The organism is Snodgrassella alvi (assembly GCF_040741455.2).
Lineage (GTDB): Bacteria > Pseudomonadota > Gammaproteobacteria > Burkholderiales > Neisseriaceae > Snodgrassella > Snodgrassella alvi_E.
Window position 1 is genome coordinate 887,666 of sequence record NZ_CP160328.2, and the last position, 13,511, is coordinate 901,176.

Genomic DNA, 13,511 nt, shown 5'->3' on the forward strand with positions numbered 1-13,511 from the left:
CCATTCATGGCAGACCTGAGCACCATCAGCATTGAATCCAAAACGTTCTTACCAGAAAAGACATTATCATGCTGAAAGTTTGGCGCATAGAATGCATATTTTTTACATTTCTCATCTGGTTTCGCTATTACCCTCCATTTTTAGGTTTAGAGTACATCATATATCTGATTTAAATGAATATGTAATTTAAATACGTTAATTTATAACAGAACCATTTGCCGTTGATATTTACTTTTGCCTAAAAAATCTGTTTGTAAACAAACATTCATATAATTGAAAATGACTGCCAATCTTTAACTATTCAACCAGAAAATGGTATCTATCATTATCTTTCAAAATATTCATATTAATCAGTATTATATTGAAAAAAAGATGTATAACTCCAATATTAATATTGTGAAATTTATAGGAGTTTATTATGGCAAGTGGCTGGGCTTCAGATGATGCAGTCAATCAGCAAATTGAAAGTACCATCGCAGACGCTATCAATCATGTTCGGCAGCAAATGGATCAGGCGGCAGAAAGTGCAGAATTTTGTGAAGAATGCGGTGAAGCTATTCCGCTAGCTCGCCGTCAGGTTTTAAAAGGTGTGCGTTTTTGTGTGGAATGTCAGGCAGAACGAGATAAGGAAATGCAAAAAACGTTCAGTTTGTATAACCGACGTGGCAGTAAAGACAGTCAGTTGCGCTGAGTGGCAATGAAGTAGCGTACTGCAAAATAGAACGTCTTTCGATTTAGATAATTATTCTGAAATTAAGCATTTGTTTTAGTAAGCTGAAGCGGTAATAAAAATTCGGAGTAGCAGTTAATTTTGTCTCATTTTGCAAATACATTTGAGCGTATTTTCAGTTGTTCAGTAGGTATTAAAATGGAATTGTGCTTAGTATTTTGCCTCACACAATCAGCAATGTGAACGTGCTCAAGGCACTTGTGCTGACTGTGTGGCTAATTGTCTATGCTTCGAATTATTTGTTTACACGAACAGGCCGAATCAGGATTTATTTTTCATTTTACCTGTCTGAAAAAAACCATAAACAAAGATGACCGATATTATTTGCCGTCTCTACTACGCTATATTTTTTATCAGTAGCTTTCTGTTTCTTTGGCAGTACAGTATACAGTAACGACAGCTAGCTAATTTCTTGGTGAAAAGAAATACAAAACAAACTTAGCACATTTGCAACGGTTTTTATCGTATCACCATATTTACTATTGGTACCTGATTGCAGCCAGATATCAGATTTAGATTACGGTATGGTTTAGATTTTGCGGCCAAACCATTCTACTTTACCGATAATTTCAAAATCCTGTTCACTATCTGTTAAATCAATATTGAATGGCTCATAGGCACTGTTTGCTGACGTAACTAATAACTGGTTGTTTGGCTTGAGCTGGGTGCGTTTCACCAAAATATTTTTGCCTATGCGCAAAACATACAAGCCATCACCACCGGCTTTTTTACTATGATTAATTAATACATGATCGCCATCATTAAGCACACCAGCCATGCTGTCATCTTTAACAACCATCGTGCTGAGTTTCTGTGGATCGATATTCAGGGTGTTTTCCAACCAGTTACGGTTAAAAGCAATAGTACATGCTATTTTGCTCTCTTTGCTTTCAACATCATCTGCATTCTGAATGGAGCAAACCGGTATAAAAGCAAAATCACGAGCATGTACTTCATTAACTGGTAGAATATACTCACAGCCAGCTTCACTGATGGTGGCATTCATAGCCAGCGGATTGGACAGTTTTGCGCAAAAATCAGCTTGTTCGCTATAACCATCCAGTTCGATTTTGCTGCCTTTGCCGGTTGCCAGCCATTCAAGCTTTACTTGCGCAACGCGCGCTATTTTAATCAGATTGGTTGTACTAGGCTCGGCACCTTCTTTCACCCATTTTGAGGCAGTTGGATAGGCCACCTCTACTCGTCTGGATAACTCTGAAACGCTCCCAAGAATATCCACTACTTCTTGCATTCTTGAGGCAAAGCCGACGTTAAAATTTTCCATATTGGAATTACCTTCAAATAAAAATCGTGCAAAGTTAAATTTAAAATATATTGCTAAACAATCGTTTACAATTCAAAGCTTAATCAAATACAACAATTATCTATACCAATTTAAATTAAACCTTGCTAAAAATAACTTTTGCTATATAATTTAGCATGCCAATATATTAGGAGGTGCATCTCAACACATTAAATATATTTCAAGCTAACATTAAAAATAAGCTAAAGTTGCTATTTAAGCTTACAGATATAGCATTTAATACTATAAATAGCACGAGTGCAGCACAATATTAGTGTCTTTATCGGGTATGGGCTGATGATACCATGTTGTCATGTGTAAGGAAATGCTCTGACATAAGTAAATTTGCGCCTAACCACAGGTTAAAATGGTAAGGTATTTATTGCCTCAGTTGTATTTTCACTATCGCAGGGCAATATTCCTGAATTCAATTGCCTCTTGACAAGTCTCTGTATGTGAATCTATGTTAAATTTAATACTAATTTTCTAATCCAGTAATATAACTGCTTTTAATACTATTTTGGTAATAAACATTGATTTTTTCCATTTTAATTAAAATTTATAAATCTAAAACTGCTCTTTTGTATATTTTTCTGCCAATCATTTCTGACAAAGTTTACGGCTATTTAAATATAACTTCAATTCTATAATAAAAAACTTGAAACTATTTCTTAATTTTAATTTGTAAATAAAACGCTTTTTATCATTAATAATATTATCAATTTTTTATGCTAAATTAATTTATATAGCATATTTCAATTTTCATCATTAATTTTAATATTATAAATTTAAACTTCATTATTTCATGTAAAAATATAAAATATTAAATTTCATTTAAATCATCAAAAGAATTATGATAGACATATTTTTGCGCTTGAATTCTGAATTGAATCTGCTATCAGGCGATTAAACTCATAATTGCACTTAAAATACGGACTTAATCCACCTTAGTGTGAAATGATAAAGGTAATTAATTTAAAGTTAAAAACGACTAAAGCTTTAGAAAATGAAAATTGTTAACTTTTCTTACTGGCGAATTCTGTACCTATTTTTTTAGATTACGAGCTCTATACAGAGTTGTTTTTGCTTTAGCCAACTAGTGAACGCATGGTTTTCTCTGTGACAAAATGAAACAGATTAAGTCGTATTTTTGAGACTACAACACTGGCGCTGGCATATTTAGCCTAAAAAATCCCGAGAATAAATAGAAACACGCTTTAAGAGTGGCGCTGCCAGAGTCCAGATTGCCCGCCTTCTTTGTGTTGTAGGCAAACCTGACTAATTTCCATACTGCGGTCGACAGCCTTAAGCATGTCGTAAATGGTTAACAAACCAACGCTGGCAGCGGTTAAAGCTTCCATTTCCACGCCCGTTTGACCAGTATTTTCGGTTTGCACACAGATGGTGATGCTGCGCTCGATGTTGTTAAGGGAGAAATCCACGTTAACTTTAGTCAACGCTATGGGATGGCATAGCGGAATCAAACTACTGGTCTGCTTGGCACCCTGTATAGCGGCAATTCGGGCAATACCCAATACATCGCCTTTTTTGCTGTCGCCAGCCAATATTTTATTATATGCAGTTTCATTCACCGTGATTTTACCGCTGGCAATGGCCATGCGTTTGCTATGAGGTTTGCTACCAACATCAACCATATGTGCTTCACCACGATTATTGAAATGAGTTAATTCGTCTGAAATCATCTTGCTTCACTGACATGCTAAAAGGTCTATATTACAATATTTGCCTTTTGGATGCTGTGGATCAAACTATGGATGCGTTGCCTTTATTGAAAATTGGATTGGTCTCGATAAGTGACCGTGCTTCCCGAGGTGTGTATGTGGATCAAGGTTTGCCGGAACTAAAAAAATGGTTGCAACGAGCTGTACTGAATCCATTGGAGCTAGTAGAGCATCTGATACCAGATGAGCAGCCTTTGATTGAAGCAAAATTAATTCAGCTAGCCGATAAGGAAATCTGCCCACTAATACTCACTACCGGCGGTACCGGTCCGTATTTACGCGATGTTACGCCGGAAGCTACGCTGGCCGTAGCTGATCGTGTGATCCCGGGTTTTGGAGAGCTGATGCGGCAAATTAGCCTACACTTCACACCCACTGCTATTTTATCGCGTCAGGTAGGGGTATTACGTGGTAGCAGTCTTATACTGAATCTTCCGGGTAAACCTTCTGCCATTGCGGAAACACTGGGCGGTGTTAAGGATGAAAGTGGTAAAACGCTGATTCCGGGTATTTTTGCTTCAGTTCCGATTGCAGTGGACGCTGTGGGCGGCCCATTGATTCACACCGATGCCGATTTTTGTTCGGTAGTGATGCCTAAGCGCTGATCAGCATACATGATTATGTCTGCTTGCTTTATGTGAGCAGATTGTATTTTTTCATGAATAAGCCACTATTTTGGAAAGTAAAGATTCACCCCTCTAACCTGTTAGAAAAGGCGGTGCTTGAATAAGAAAAAACAGTCCGGAAAAATCCGGACTGTTTTTTTTGATTAAATGTTTTTATCCACTTCATCCAGTGTCGCCTTGGCATCACCAAAGCACATGCGAACATTTTCTTCATAAAACAGTGGATTATCTACGCCCGCATAGCCTGACTGCATCGAACGCTTAAACACAATTACGTTTTTCGCTTCCCATACGTGCAACACCGGCATACCGGCAATCGGGCTGTTTGGGTCGGTGACCGCGGCCGGATTAACAGTATCATTGGCACCAATAACCAGTACCACATCGGTATCGCTGAAATCATCATTGATTTCATCCATTTCCAGTACGATATCATACGGTACTTTGGCTTCAGCCAGCAGCACATTCATGTGTCCAGGCAAACGACCAGCTACGGGATGGATGCCAAAACGAACATTTACCCCCTGCTGGCGCAGTTTAGCAGTAATACTTGCCACAGCATTTTGAGCATGAGCCACCGCCATGCCATAGCCCGGTGTGATGATAACACTATGAGCGTTTTTAAGAGTTTCAGCTACTTGTTCCGGTCTGATTTCCTGTACTTCACCGGCAGGGGTTTGGTCGGTACCAGCAGCCACTGGAGCCGAACCAAATCCTCCGCCTATTACTGCCAGAAACTTACGGTTCATCGCCTGACACATAATATACGACAGGATGGCACCGGAAGAACCTACCAGAGCACCGGTTACAATCAGTAAATCATTGTTAAGCATAAAACCAGCAGCAGCTGCAGCCCAACCGGAGTACGAATTGAGCATGGAAATCACTACCGGCATATCGGCGCCGCCGATTGAAGCCACCAGATGATAACCAAAAGCAAGCGCAATCAGTGTCATGACAATCAATGCAAACCCAGAACCTCCGGCACCGACAAACCACAGCAACAACAGAAACGACAACACCAGTGCCCCCAGATTGAGCAGATGGCGGTGCGGCAGTTGCAAAGGTTTACTTGCCATTTTTCCATTAAGCTTGGCCCACGCCACTAATGAGCCGCTGAAAGTGACAGCACCGATAAATACACCAAGAAACACTTCTATCAAGTGAATGGTGAACATATCTGTATCAACATCGTGCGGGTCGATATAACTGTTAAAACCAACCAGTACAGCAGCCAAACCCACAAAGCTGTGCAGCAAGGCTATCAGCTCCGGCATTTGGGTCATTTCTACTTTTCTGGCCTGTTGCAGGCCAACTGCTGCGCCAATTACCATGGCAATGATAACCCAACCCAGCCCGTGCGCATCCTGACTGAATGCAGTAGCCAGAAGGGCAATAGCCATGCCCGCAATACCCAGATAGCAGCCACGTTTTGCACTTTCCTGCTGCGATAATCCAGCCAGACTCAGAATAAACAATACGGCGGCAACGATGTAGGCAGCAGTTACAATACCTTGAGACATCCTGTTTCTCCCTTACTTACGAAACATATTAAGCATACGACGGGTAACAGCAAAGCCGCCGAAAATATTTACGCTGACTATCGCCACTGCAATAAAGGCAAGCAGGGATACAAAACCGTGTCCCTGACCGATTTGCAGCAATGCCCCGACCACAATAATGCCAGAGATCGCATTGGTTACCGACATCAACGGCGTGTGCAAGGCATGATTCACATTCCACACCACAAAGTAGCCCACTACACAGGAAAGGACAAACACCATAAAGTGGTTAAGAAACGTTACCGGTGCAACAGCACCAATCCATAACATCAATATCACGGCAATAGCCGCCCAGATAATTTTTTTATTGCTCTTATCAGGGGCAACACTTGGTGCAGCCGCAGAAACCGGTGCAGCGGCTGTAGCCGCTGCTTTGGGCGCAGCAGATACCTGTATCGATGGAGGCGGATACATGCTGTTGCCAGCGTGGGTAACCGTCATGTTGCGAATAATGACATCTTCAAAGTTAAGTGCCAGCTCACCGTCCTTATTAGGGGTGAGCAAACGCGCCAGATTTACTAGATTGGTACCATACAGCTGAGATGACTGGCCGGCCAAGCGGTTGGCCATATCGGTATATCCGATTATTTTTACGCCATTGGCAGTGGTAACAATTTTACCGGGCTCAGTATATTCACAGTTGCCACCTGTAGCGGCTGCCAAATCCACGATTACCGAGCCTTCACGCATACTGTCCACCATTTCACGGGTAATCAGCTTAGGTGCTGGCTTACCCGGAATGGCTGCTGTAGTAATAATAATATCAACTTGTTTTGCCTGAGCGGCAAATAATTCCATTTCAGCTGCAATGTAGGCAGCACTCATGGTTTTAGCGTAACCGTCTCCACTGCTGCTTTCTTCTTCCTGATAATCTAGACGCAAGAAATTTCCACCCATGGATTCGATTTGGTCGGCCACTTCGGGGCGGGTATCAAATGCATTTACTACGGCTCCAAGCTGGCGAGCAGTACCAATCGCCGCTAGACCAGCCACTCCAGCACCAATCACCAGCACTTCGGCAGGGGGTACTTTACCGGCTGCGGTAATCTGACCAGTAAAAAAGCGGCCGAAGTTTTCTGCAGCTTCAATAACTGCACGGTAGCCGCTAATATTGGCCATTGAAGACAAAGCATCCATAGCCTGTGCACGTGAAATACGCGGCACCATATCCATCGCCAGCACAGTAATTTTTTTCGCCTGTAGCTTTTCCAGCAGCTCAGGCTGTTGAGCCAGCATAATAAAGCTAACCAAAATCGTGCCTTCATTCATGGCTGTAATTTCGTCAGTATTAGGCGCATTTACTTTAAATATCAGCGGACACTGCCATACCGTAGTCGTATCAGCAATGGTGGCACCGGCTTCGCTATACAATCCGTCTGACAGACTGGCGGCTTTACCGGCATCATGCTCAACTACAACTTCATACCCCAGTTTAATCAGTTGTGTAACGGTTTTCGGCGTGGCCGCTACTTTGGTTTCACCGGCAAGTGATTCGCGTGGAATACCTATCTTCATTATTATTCCTTTCCGAGGAAGGTGCCGTTAAATAAACTATTTGTTAACACAGCGTAACAGGCTCATGAATGTTTCAAAGTGGTCTCCAGCCCCTATTTAAAACCCCCACTGGCTATCAACCAGCTTTGCCTGATTCGCTACAACAATACAGTCGCTATATTATCGAAAAATACACTGCCACAACTGTAACCTTGTCGTTATTTCCGCTGATTTAAAAAATTTAACAAAACATTCACTTAGCATATATATTTAACATAAAACTTCCAGCAGACATGAATACATAAAAAAACCAGCCGTGTGTGTATAAAGGCTGATTTTTATGTAACACATACTGAAATCTAGTTAATATCATTCAAAGGTTTGACAACTTCGTCAATCTGTTGATTCAAACTTTCCAGCCCATTACCTGATAGATACCATAAATCTGCACTCAGATAGACCACTCTGGTACCGGCACGTTGCAACACGCTGCTGTCAAAAAAATCATTACGCATAGGGGTATTTCCAATGGCTTTGCTGCGGTCAACAACGTACACAATATCTGGATGATATTGGGTAATAAAGCTGTTATCTACCATTAAACGTGTTGGTTTGCCATCCTTACTGCTTTGCTGTACCGGCAATTCATCTACCTTCAGTGCACGTTTAATCTTCAGCTCATCAAAAATTAATGCTGGATAACTACCCTGATTCATCAGCATTACCTTGCCATCATTATGCAGCACTATAATGGCTTTCTGCGTGCTGTGCTCTGCCAACTCACGTGCTGCATTCATTTTTAGGGCTAACGCTTGTAATTGCTGCTGCGCCAAAGCTTCCTGACCTGCCAGCTTACCTAGCAGAAGAATTTGTTTTTGCACATTAGCAAAATAATTGCTATCAGTCTTTATTGAGTAATTCAACGTTGGTGCAATAGACTCTAACTCTTTTGCAAAAGCATTTTGCCGCCCACTCATAATAATCAAGTCTGGTTTGGCTGCCCGAATAGCAGCAATGTCTGGTTCTTTCATTTTGCCAGAATCATGTAACTGTCGATTCTGATACTGGTGCAAATAGGTAGGCATATTACTAATTGGTGCAGCAATTATTCGCCTACCAGCACCCAGTGCATCCAGCGTATCCATTGCACCAAAATCCATCACCGCAATTTTTTGTGGCGAAGCCGGCAGTTTTGCCTCATCTGTAGCCTGAGTAACAGATACTGAAGCATTAGTCTGACAGGCACTCAGCCCCATAGCCAACGCCGACAATACCACCACTGCTAAGAATCTTTTTATCATCACATCCCCTTACATGTAAAATAATGATAATTATTATCATTTATATACAAACAAAAGTCCAGTCTGCAATGGTTACAAACACGAAATCTTAACTATAGGAGTCCGACAAAGATGGCAGAGCTTGTTCAAGTATCCGAATGTACGCAGTTTAAAGCCAATGAAGCGGGCAATAATCAGACCAAGGCAAAACACTCACAATCTGCCAGCCTGTTCTTTCATTCAAAGATGCAAACAATATTGGCACTACACTCTCCGCAACCGACACAAACAACGTAATCTAATCAGCAGAATACACATCAACTCATACCAGCAGCAGAAAACTACCTGCCAAAACCAGCAATATCAAAATACACGAAACTTGTTTATTAAAACTTAGCAAATATTTCAGACCAATGGCTCACACTCCTTCTAGTGGTGCCAGCCAATATCAGAGACAGCCACACCTTCACTATTCCTATAAAAACTTGGCAGGCTGCCGTGTTTAAGAATGTATTTCAGTGTAGACACCTGAACAGATGAATTAAAAAAGTAAGGTAAACCGGCAAAGATAGCATTCAACACCCGTTTAATCTATAAGAATGTACGCTAACCATTTGCCGGAGAAAAAGTATTGGTATAAAAAGCTCAAAATCAGCTTTTACCAGAAGAGAAATTAGTTCTTTTTCTGAATAAATTCTATTTTATATCCATCCGGATCCTCTACAAACGCAATCACTGTCGTGCCGTGCTGCATCGGACCGGCCTCGCGAGTCACCTTACAGCCTTTGGCACGTACGGCATCACAGGCAGCATAGGCATCTTCTACTTCAATAGCAATATGGCCGTAACCACTTCCTAAATCATACGCGTGCGTATCCCAGTTATAGGTCAGTTCCAACACCGTGGTGTCAGATTCCTCACCATAACCAACAAATGCCAGCGTAAAACGGCCACCAGGAAAATCTTCACGGCGCAACAGCTTCATACCCAGCACATCCTGATAAAACGCTAATGATTTATCCAAATCACCCACACGCAGCATAGTATGTAACATTCTCATAATTGTTCCTTTTCTATTTTAATTATTCTGTCCGATTCGGCTTAGATTACCGAGCAGCATAGCATCGCCATAACTGAAAAAACGATATTGTTCAGCAATCGCATGCTGGTATACAGCACGGATTTCATCATAACCGCTAAACGCGCTAACTAACATTAACAGCGTGGATTTAGGCAGGTGAAAATTAGTAATCATACGGTCAATCACCTTAAACTGGTATCCGGGTGTAATAAAAATATTGGTATCACCCTGACCAGCCTGCAACTTGCCACTGCGTGCGGCAGATTCCAATGCCCGCACCGCTGTGGTGCCCACTGCCCAAACTTTATTGCCCCGTGCATGGGCTGCCTCAATTTCAGCTACCACAGTTTCACTCACGTCATACCATTCACTGTGCATGTGATGCTCAGTAATATTTTCCACCCGTACCGGCTGAAAGGTACCGGCACCAACATGCAAGGTGACTTCCGTCAGATGCACCCCTTTATCTCGCAGTTGTTGCAAAATAGTATCGGTGAAATGTAGACCAGCAGTGGGCGCAGCCACTGCCCCCTCATATTTGGCATACACCGTCTGGTAGCGCTCATCATCGTCATCATCCGCTGAGCGGGTAATATAAGGTGGCAATGGCAAATGGCCGTGAGCAGCCAGCAATTCCCATACTGTCTGCGTACCGGCAAAATGCAGTACAAACAGTTCACCTTGCCGTGCCTGCATCTGTGCATGCAAACCTCCTTCGAAAATCAGCTCCGTACCGGGCTTTGGCGATTTAGAGGAGCGCACATGCGCCAGCGCCGTATGTGCGTCCAGCACTCGTTCAATCAGCGCCTCAATCTGGCCGCCGCTGGCCTTATGGCCAAACAGACGCGCCTTCATTACCCGCGTATTATTAAACACCAGCACATCACCGGCAGCCACATAATCGGCCAAACAGGTAAACTTACTGTCAACAGGTGACTGCCCCGGCAAAGCCACCAATAAACGGCTACTGCCACGTACAGCCGGCGGATGCTGTGCAATCAGGTGAGGCGGTAAATCAAAATCAAAATCATTTATATGCATGTATACGTGCTTGAACAAGGCAAAAGTCGTATTATATGCCTACCGGCTCATACTGAAAAACAGCCAACCGCATCACAAGCCCGCTACAGAGTCCGCACCATCTGGTGCCGGCAGGAGCAAGCAAAATAAGGCCGCAAGCACACCACGGCAGACAAAACCATGGTTTAAATAATCAAAAAAATACAAAAATACTGGACATTTGCGCTCATTTTCGGCAAAAATGGCGCAATTTTGCAAAAACCAAACATTTTATGAGTGCCTCAATTCTGGTTTTAAACGGCCCCAATCTCAATCTATTGGGGGTGCGCGAACCGCATATATATGGTAAGACCACACTGGCAGACATTAATCAGAAGCTGCAACAACAGGCACAGGCAGCCGGTATGACATTGGAAACATTACAAAGCAATGCCGAACACATCTTGATTGAGCGGATTCAGGCGGCTTTATCCGACGATACCCGCTTCATAATCATCAATCCGGGCGCGTTCACACATACCAGTGTAGCCATCCGCGACGCTTTTGCCGCTGCAGGCAAACCATTTATCGAAGTACATATATCCAATGTACATGCACGCGAAGCATTCCGGCGCCATTCCTATCTCTCTGATATTGCTTTAGGGGTAATCTGCGGTCTGGGCGTGTACGGCTATGAAGCAGCATTACATCGGGCAATTGAATACATTCAAGAGACCGGCCGCCAACACTAATACCTATTGCGGCCAGCTCCAATCACACAAGGGTTCATCATTATGGATTTACGTAAACTTAAAAAGCTCATTGATTTGGTAGAAGAGTCAGGCATTGCCGAAATCGAAGTAACCGAAGGTGAGGAAAAAGTACGCATTACCCGTACCACTGCCGCCAACCAGCAGCAGATGTATGCTGCACCAATGCAGCAGCCTGCCATCATGGCCGCACCAGCAGCTGCACCCACAGAGAATGCAGCCGCTGCTGCGCCTGAAACAACCGGCCCCGACTTAAGCAAGGCCGTTAAATCTCCTATGGTCGGCACTTTTTACCGTGCCGCCAGTCCGACTTCTGCCCCGTTTGTAGAGGTAGGTCAGACCGTTAATGCTGGCGATACCCTATGTATCATCGAAGCAATGAAACTAATGAATGAAATCGAAGCTGACCACAGCGGCGTAGTAAAAGAAATTCTCGTATCCAATGCGCAGCCTGTAGAGTTCGGTGAACCACTGTTTATTATTGAGTAATCCTCAATTCAGTAATCTTTCCCGTTTCTTACAAGGTACTGCCTTATGTTAAAAAAAGTTCTTATTGCCAATCGCGGCGAAATTGCGCTGCGCATTCTGCGCGCCTGCCATGAAATGGGCATTGCAACTGTGGCTGTACATTCAGAAGCCGACCGTGATGCCCTGCATGTAAAATTGGCCGATGAATCCGTATGTATCGGCCCTGCCAGCTCTGCCCAAAGTTATCTGAACATTCCTGCCCTGATTTCTGCAGCTGAGGTAACCGATGCCGATGCCATCCATCCGGGCTATGGATTTCTGGCGGAAAACGACGGTTTTGCCGAGCAGGTAGAACAATCCGGGTTTGTATTTATCGGCCCGCGGCCGGAAACCATTCGCCAGATGGGTGACAAAGTTTCCGCAAAAAAAGCCATGCAGGCTGCTGGCGTGCCATGCGTACCCGGCTCCGACGGCGCCCTACCGGAAGACCCGCACGAAATTGAAAAAATTGGCGCTGAAGTCGGCTATCCGGTAATAATCAAAGCTTCTGGCGGCGGCGGTGGCCGTGGCATGCGCGTAGTAGAAAAAGCCGAAGACCTTCTTTCTTCGGTAGAAATGACACGTACCGAAGCCGGTGCTGCCTTCGGCAATCCGGCCGTGTATATGGAGCGCTATTTACAAAAACCGCGCCATATTGAAATTCAGGTATTATGCGACGAACATGGCCACGCCATTTATCTAGGCGAGCGAGACTGCTCCATGCAACGGCGCCACCAAAAAGTTATTGAAGAAGCGCCGGCACCATTTATTACCCCTGAAGAACGAGAGCGTATCGGCAATGCCTGTGTAGCAGCCTGCCAGCGCATCGGCTATCGTGGTGCAGGTACATTTGAATTTCTGTATGAAGATGGCGAATTTTTCTTCATTGAAATGAATACACGTGTACAAGTTGAGCATGCTATTACTGAGCTGATTACTGGCGTGGATATAGTACAGGAGCAAATCCGCGTAGCTTCCGGCCTGCCGTTATCCTATACACAGGATGATATTTGCTTACGGGGACATGCGTTCGAATGCCGCATCAATGCCGAAGATCCCTACACCTTTGTACCCAGTCCCGGCCTAATTACCAGTTGTCACCAACCTGGTGGCAATGGTGTACGCATCGATAGCCACATTTATCAGGGCTACACCGTCCCACCCTACTACGACAGTATGATCGGGAAGGTATGTACCCATGGTCGTGACCGCGACGAAGCTATTGCCAAAATGAGCGTTGCATTACAGGAACTAGCAATTACCGGTATTAAAACCAATACCAACCTGCACCGCGACATTTTTGCCGATCCCGGCTTCATTCAAGGTGGTGAAAGTATTCACTATCTTGAACAATGGTTACAAAAACACAAAGAAGCACAAAAATAATTTACAATACGCATACATTGCGCTTTTGTTT

Annotated in this window: 14 protein-coding genes; 7 read left to right on the plus strand and 7 right to left on the minus strand. The window is 43.5% G+C overall.

Annotation, left to right across the window (positions count from 1 at the left end; all coding sequences use genetic code 11):
- Positions 1–418 precede the first annotated feature (418 nt).
- Entirely contained in the window at positions 419–691 is a 273-nt protein-coding gene (locus ABU615_RS04020; protein WP_267390560.1) for a DksA/TraR family C4-type zinc finger protein, read from the plus strand.
- A gap of 568 nt (positions 692–1,259) precedes the next feature.
- On the opposite strand, the gene ABU615_RS04025 is transcribed toward ABU615_RS04020, so the two are convergent.
- Together ABU615_RS04025 and moaC are read right to left on the minus strand one after the other, a co-directional pair.
- Entirely contained in the window at positions 1,260–2,015 is a 756-nt protein-coding gene (locus ABU615_RS04025) for a helix-turn-helix transcriptional regulator (RefSeq protein ID WP_267390561.1), read from the minus strand.
- 1,235 nt (positions 2,016–3,250) lie between these two features.
- The gene (gene moaC, locus ABU615_RS04030) at positions 3,251–3,736 is read right to left on the minus strand and encodes a cyclic pyranopterin monophosphate synthase MoaC (protein ID WP_367487209.1); all 486 of its coding nucleotides are present in this window, start codon (positions 3,734–3,736) and stop codon (positions 3,251–3,253) included.
- Positions 3,737–3,804: 68 nt separating this feature from the next.
- Here moaC and mog point away from each other — a divergent pair, with 68 nt between their 5' ends.
- A complete protein-coding gene (gene mog, locus ABU615_RS04035) occupies positions 3,805–4,380 on the plus strand; it encodes a molybdopterin adenylyltransferase (RefSeq protein ID WP_367490838.1) in 576 nt (191 codons plus the stop codon).
- 164 nt (positions 4,381–4,544) lie between these two features.
- Here the strand turns inward: mog and pntB are convergent, their stop codons facing one another.
- Complete coding sequence (pntB, locus tag ABU615_RS04040) at positions 4,545–5,924, minus strand: Re/Si-specific NAD(P)(+) transhydrogenase subunit beta (protein ID WP_367487207.1); 1,380 nt, start codon at positions 5,922–5,924, stop codon at positions 4,545–4,547.
- Between the two features lie 12 nt (positions 5,925–5,936).
- Positions 5,937–7,478 (minus strand): Re/Si-specific NAD(P)(+) transhydrogenase subunit alpha, encoded by a 1,542-nt coding sequence (locus tag ABU615_RS04045; protein WP_370389260.1) that lies wholly within the window; start codon positions 7,476–7,478, stop codon positions 5,937–5,939.
- Positions 7,479–7,546: 68 nt separating this feature from the next.
- Here ABU615_RS04045 and ABU615_RS04050 point away from each other — a divergent pair, with 68 nt between their 5' ends.
- Positions 7,547–7,693: a hypothetical protein gene (locus tag ABU615_RS04050; RefSeq protein WP_367418842.1), complete on the plus strand. Its 147-nt coding sequence runs from the start codon at positions 7,547–7,549 to the stop codon at positions 7,691–7,693.
- Positions 7,694–7,816: 123 nt separating this feature from the next.
- Here ABU615_RS04050 and ABU615_RS04055 read toward each other — a convergent pair whose 3' ends face one another.
- Positions 7,817–8,758 carry an ABC transporter substrate-binding protein gene (locus ABU615_RS04055; RefSeq protein ID WP_367441528.1) on the minus strand — a complete coding sequence of 314 codons (942 nt, stop codon included), beginning with the start codon at positions 8,756–8,758 and terminating at the stop codon, positions 7,817–7,819.
- Between the two features lie 111 nt (positions 8,759–8,869).
- Between ABU615_RS04055 and ABU615_RS04060 the strand changes: the two genes are divergently transcribed.
- On the plus strand, positions 8,870–9,034 hold the full coding sequence (locus ABU615_RS04060; RefSeq protein ID WP_370389261.1) for a hypothetical protein: 165 nt from the start codon (positions 8,870–8,872) through the stop codon (positions 9,032–9,034).
- A gap of 376 nt (positions 9,035–9,410) precedes the next feature.
- Here the strand turns inward: ABU615_RS04060 and gloA are convergent, their stop codons facing one another.
- Together gloA and queA are read right to left on the minus strand one after the other, a co-directional pair.
- Positions 9,411–9,797 carry a lactoylglutathione lyase gene (gloA, locus tag ABU615_RS04065; RefSeq protein WP_267404292.1) on the minus strand — a complete coding sequence of 129 codons (387 nt, stop codon included), beginning with the start codon at positions 9,795–9,797 and terminating at the stop codon, positions 9,411–9,413.
- Positions 9,798–9,815: 18 nt separating this feature from the next.
- Positions 9,816–10,859 (minus strand): tRNA preQ1(34) S-adenosylmethionine ribosyltransferase-isomerase QueA, encoded by a 1,044-nt coding sequence (gene queA / locus ABU615_RS04070; RefSeq protein WP_370389262.1) that lies wholly within the window; start codon positions 10,857–10,859, stop codon positions 9,816–9,818.
- Between the two features lie 251 nt (positions 10,860–11,110).
- Between queA and aroQ the strand changes: the two genes are divergently transcribed.
- From aroQ to accC, 3 genes are read left to right on the plus strand one after another with little or no spacing between them, the layout of a single operon-like run.
- Positions 11,111–11,569, plus strand: coding sequence for a type II 3-dehydroquinate dehydratase (gene aroQ / locus ABU615_RS04075; protein WP_367432610.1), 459 nt, complete (start codon positions 11,111–11,113; stop codon positions 11,567–11,569).
- 42 nt (positions 11,570–11,611) lie between these two features.
- Positions 11,612–12,076 (plus strand): acetyl-CoA carboxylase biotin carboxyl carrier protein, encoded by a 465-nt coding sequence (accB, locus tag ABU615_RS04080; RefSeq protein ID WP_267390576.1) that lies wholly within the window; start codon positions 11,612–11,614, stop codon positions 12,074–12,076.
- Between the two features lie 45 nt (positions 12,077–12,121).
- Positions 12,122–13,480 carry an acetyl-CoA carboxylase biotin carboxylase subunit gene (gene accC / locus ABU615_RS04085; RefSeq protein ID WP_100140340.1) on the plus strand — a complete coding sequence of 453 codons (1,359 nt, stop codon included), beginning with the start codon at positions 12,122–12,124 and terminating at the stop codon, positions 13,478–13,480.
- The last annotated feature ends 31 nt before the right edge of the window (positions 13,481–13,511 follow it).

Excerpts from the sequence above, each read along its gene's own strand:
- ABU615_RS04020 (WP_267390560.1), top strand. The coding sequence starts at position 419 with ATGGCAAGTGGCTGGGCTTCAGATGATGCAGTCAATCAGCAAATTGAA.
- ABU615_RS04025 (WP_267390561.1), bottom strand. The coding sequence starts at position 2,015 with ATGGAAAATTTTAACGTCGGCTTTGCCTCAAGAATGCAAGAAGTAGTG.
- moaC (WP_367487209.1), bottom strand. The coding sequence starts at position 3,736 with ATGATTTCAGACGAATTAACTCATTTCAATAATCGTGGTGAAGCACAT.
- mog (WP_367490838.1), top strand. The coding sequence starts at position 3,805 with ATGGATGCGTTGCCTTTATTGAAAATTGGATTGGTCTCGATAAGTGAC.
- pntB (WP_367487207.1), bottom strand. The coding sequence starts at position 5,924 with ATGTCTCAAGGTATTGTAACTGCTGCCTACATCGTTGCCGCCGTATTG.
- ABU615_RS04045 (WP_370389260.1), bottom strand. The coding sequence starts at position 7,478 with ATGAAGATAGGTATTCCACGCGAATCACTTGCCGGTGAAACCAAAGTA.
- ABU615_RS04050 (WP_367418842.1), top strand. The coding sequence starts at position 7,547 with ATGTTTCAAAGTGGTCTCCAGCCCCTATTTAAAACCCCCACTGGCTAT.
- ABU615_RS04055 (WP_367441528.1), bottom strand. The coding sequence starts at position 8,758 with ATGATAAAAAGATTCTTAGCAGTGGTGGTATTGTCGGCGTTGGCTATG.
- ABU615_RS04060 (WP_370389261.1), top strand. The coding sequence starts at position 8,870 with ATGGCAGAGCTTGTTCAAGTATCCGAATGTACGCAGTTTAAAGCCAAT.
- gloA (WP_267404292.1), bottom strand. The coding sequence starts at position 9,797 with ATGAGAATGTTACATACTATGCTGCGTGTGGGTGATTTGGATAAATCA.
- queA (WP_370389262.1), bottom strand. The coding sequence starts at position 10,859 with ATGCATATAAATGATTTTGATTTTGATTTACCGCCTCACCTGATTGCA.
- aroQ (WP_367432610.1), top strand. The coding sequence starts at position 11,111 with ATGAGTGCCTCAATTCTGGTTTTAAACGGCCCCAATCTCAATCTATTG.
- accB (WP_267390576.1), top strand. The coding sequence starts at position 11,612 with ATGGATTTACGTAAACTTAAAAAGCTCATTGATTTGGTAGAAGAGTCA.
- accC (WP_100140340.1), top strand. The coding sequence starts at position 12,122 with ATGTTAAAAAAAGTTCTTATTGCCAATCGCGGCGAAATTGCGCTGCGC.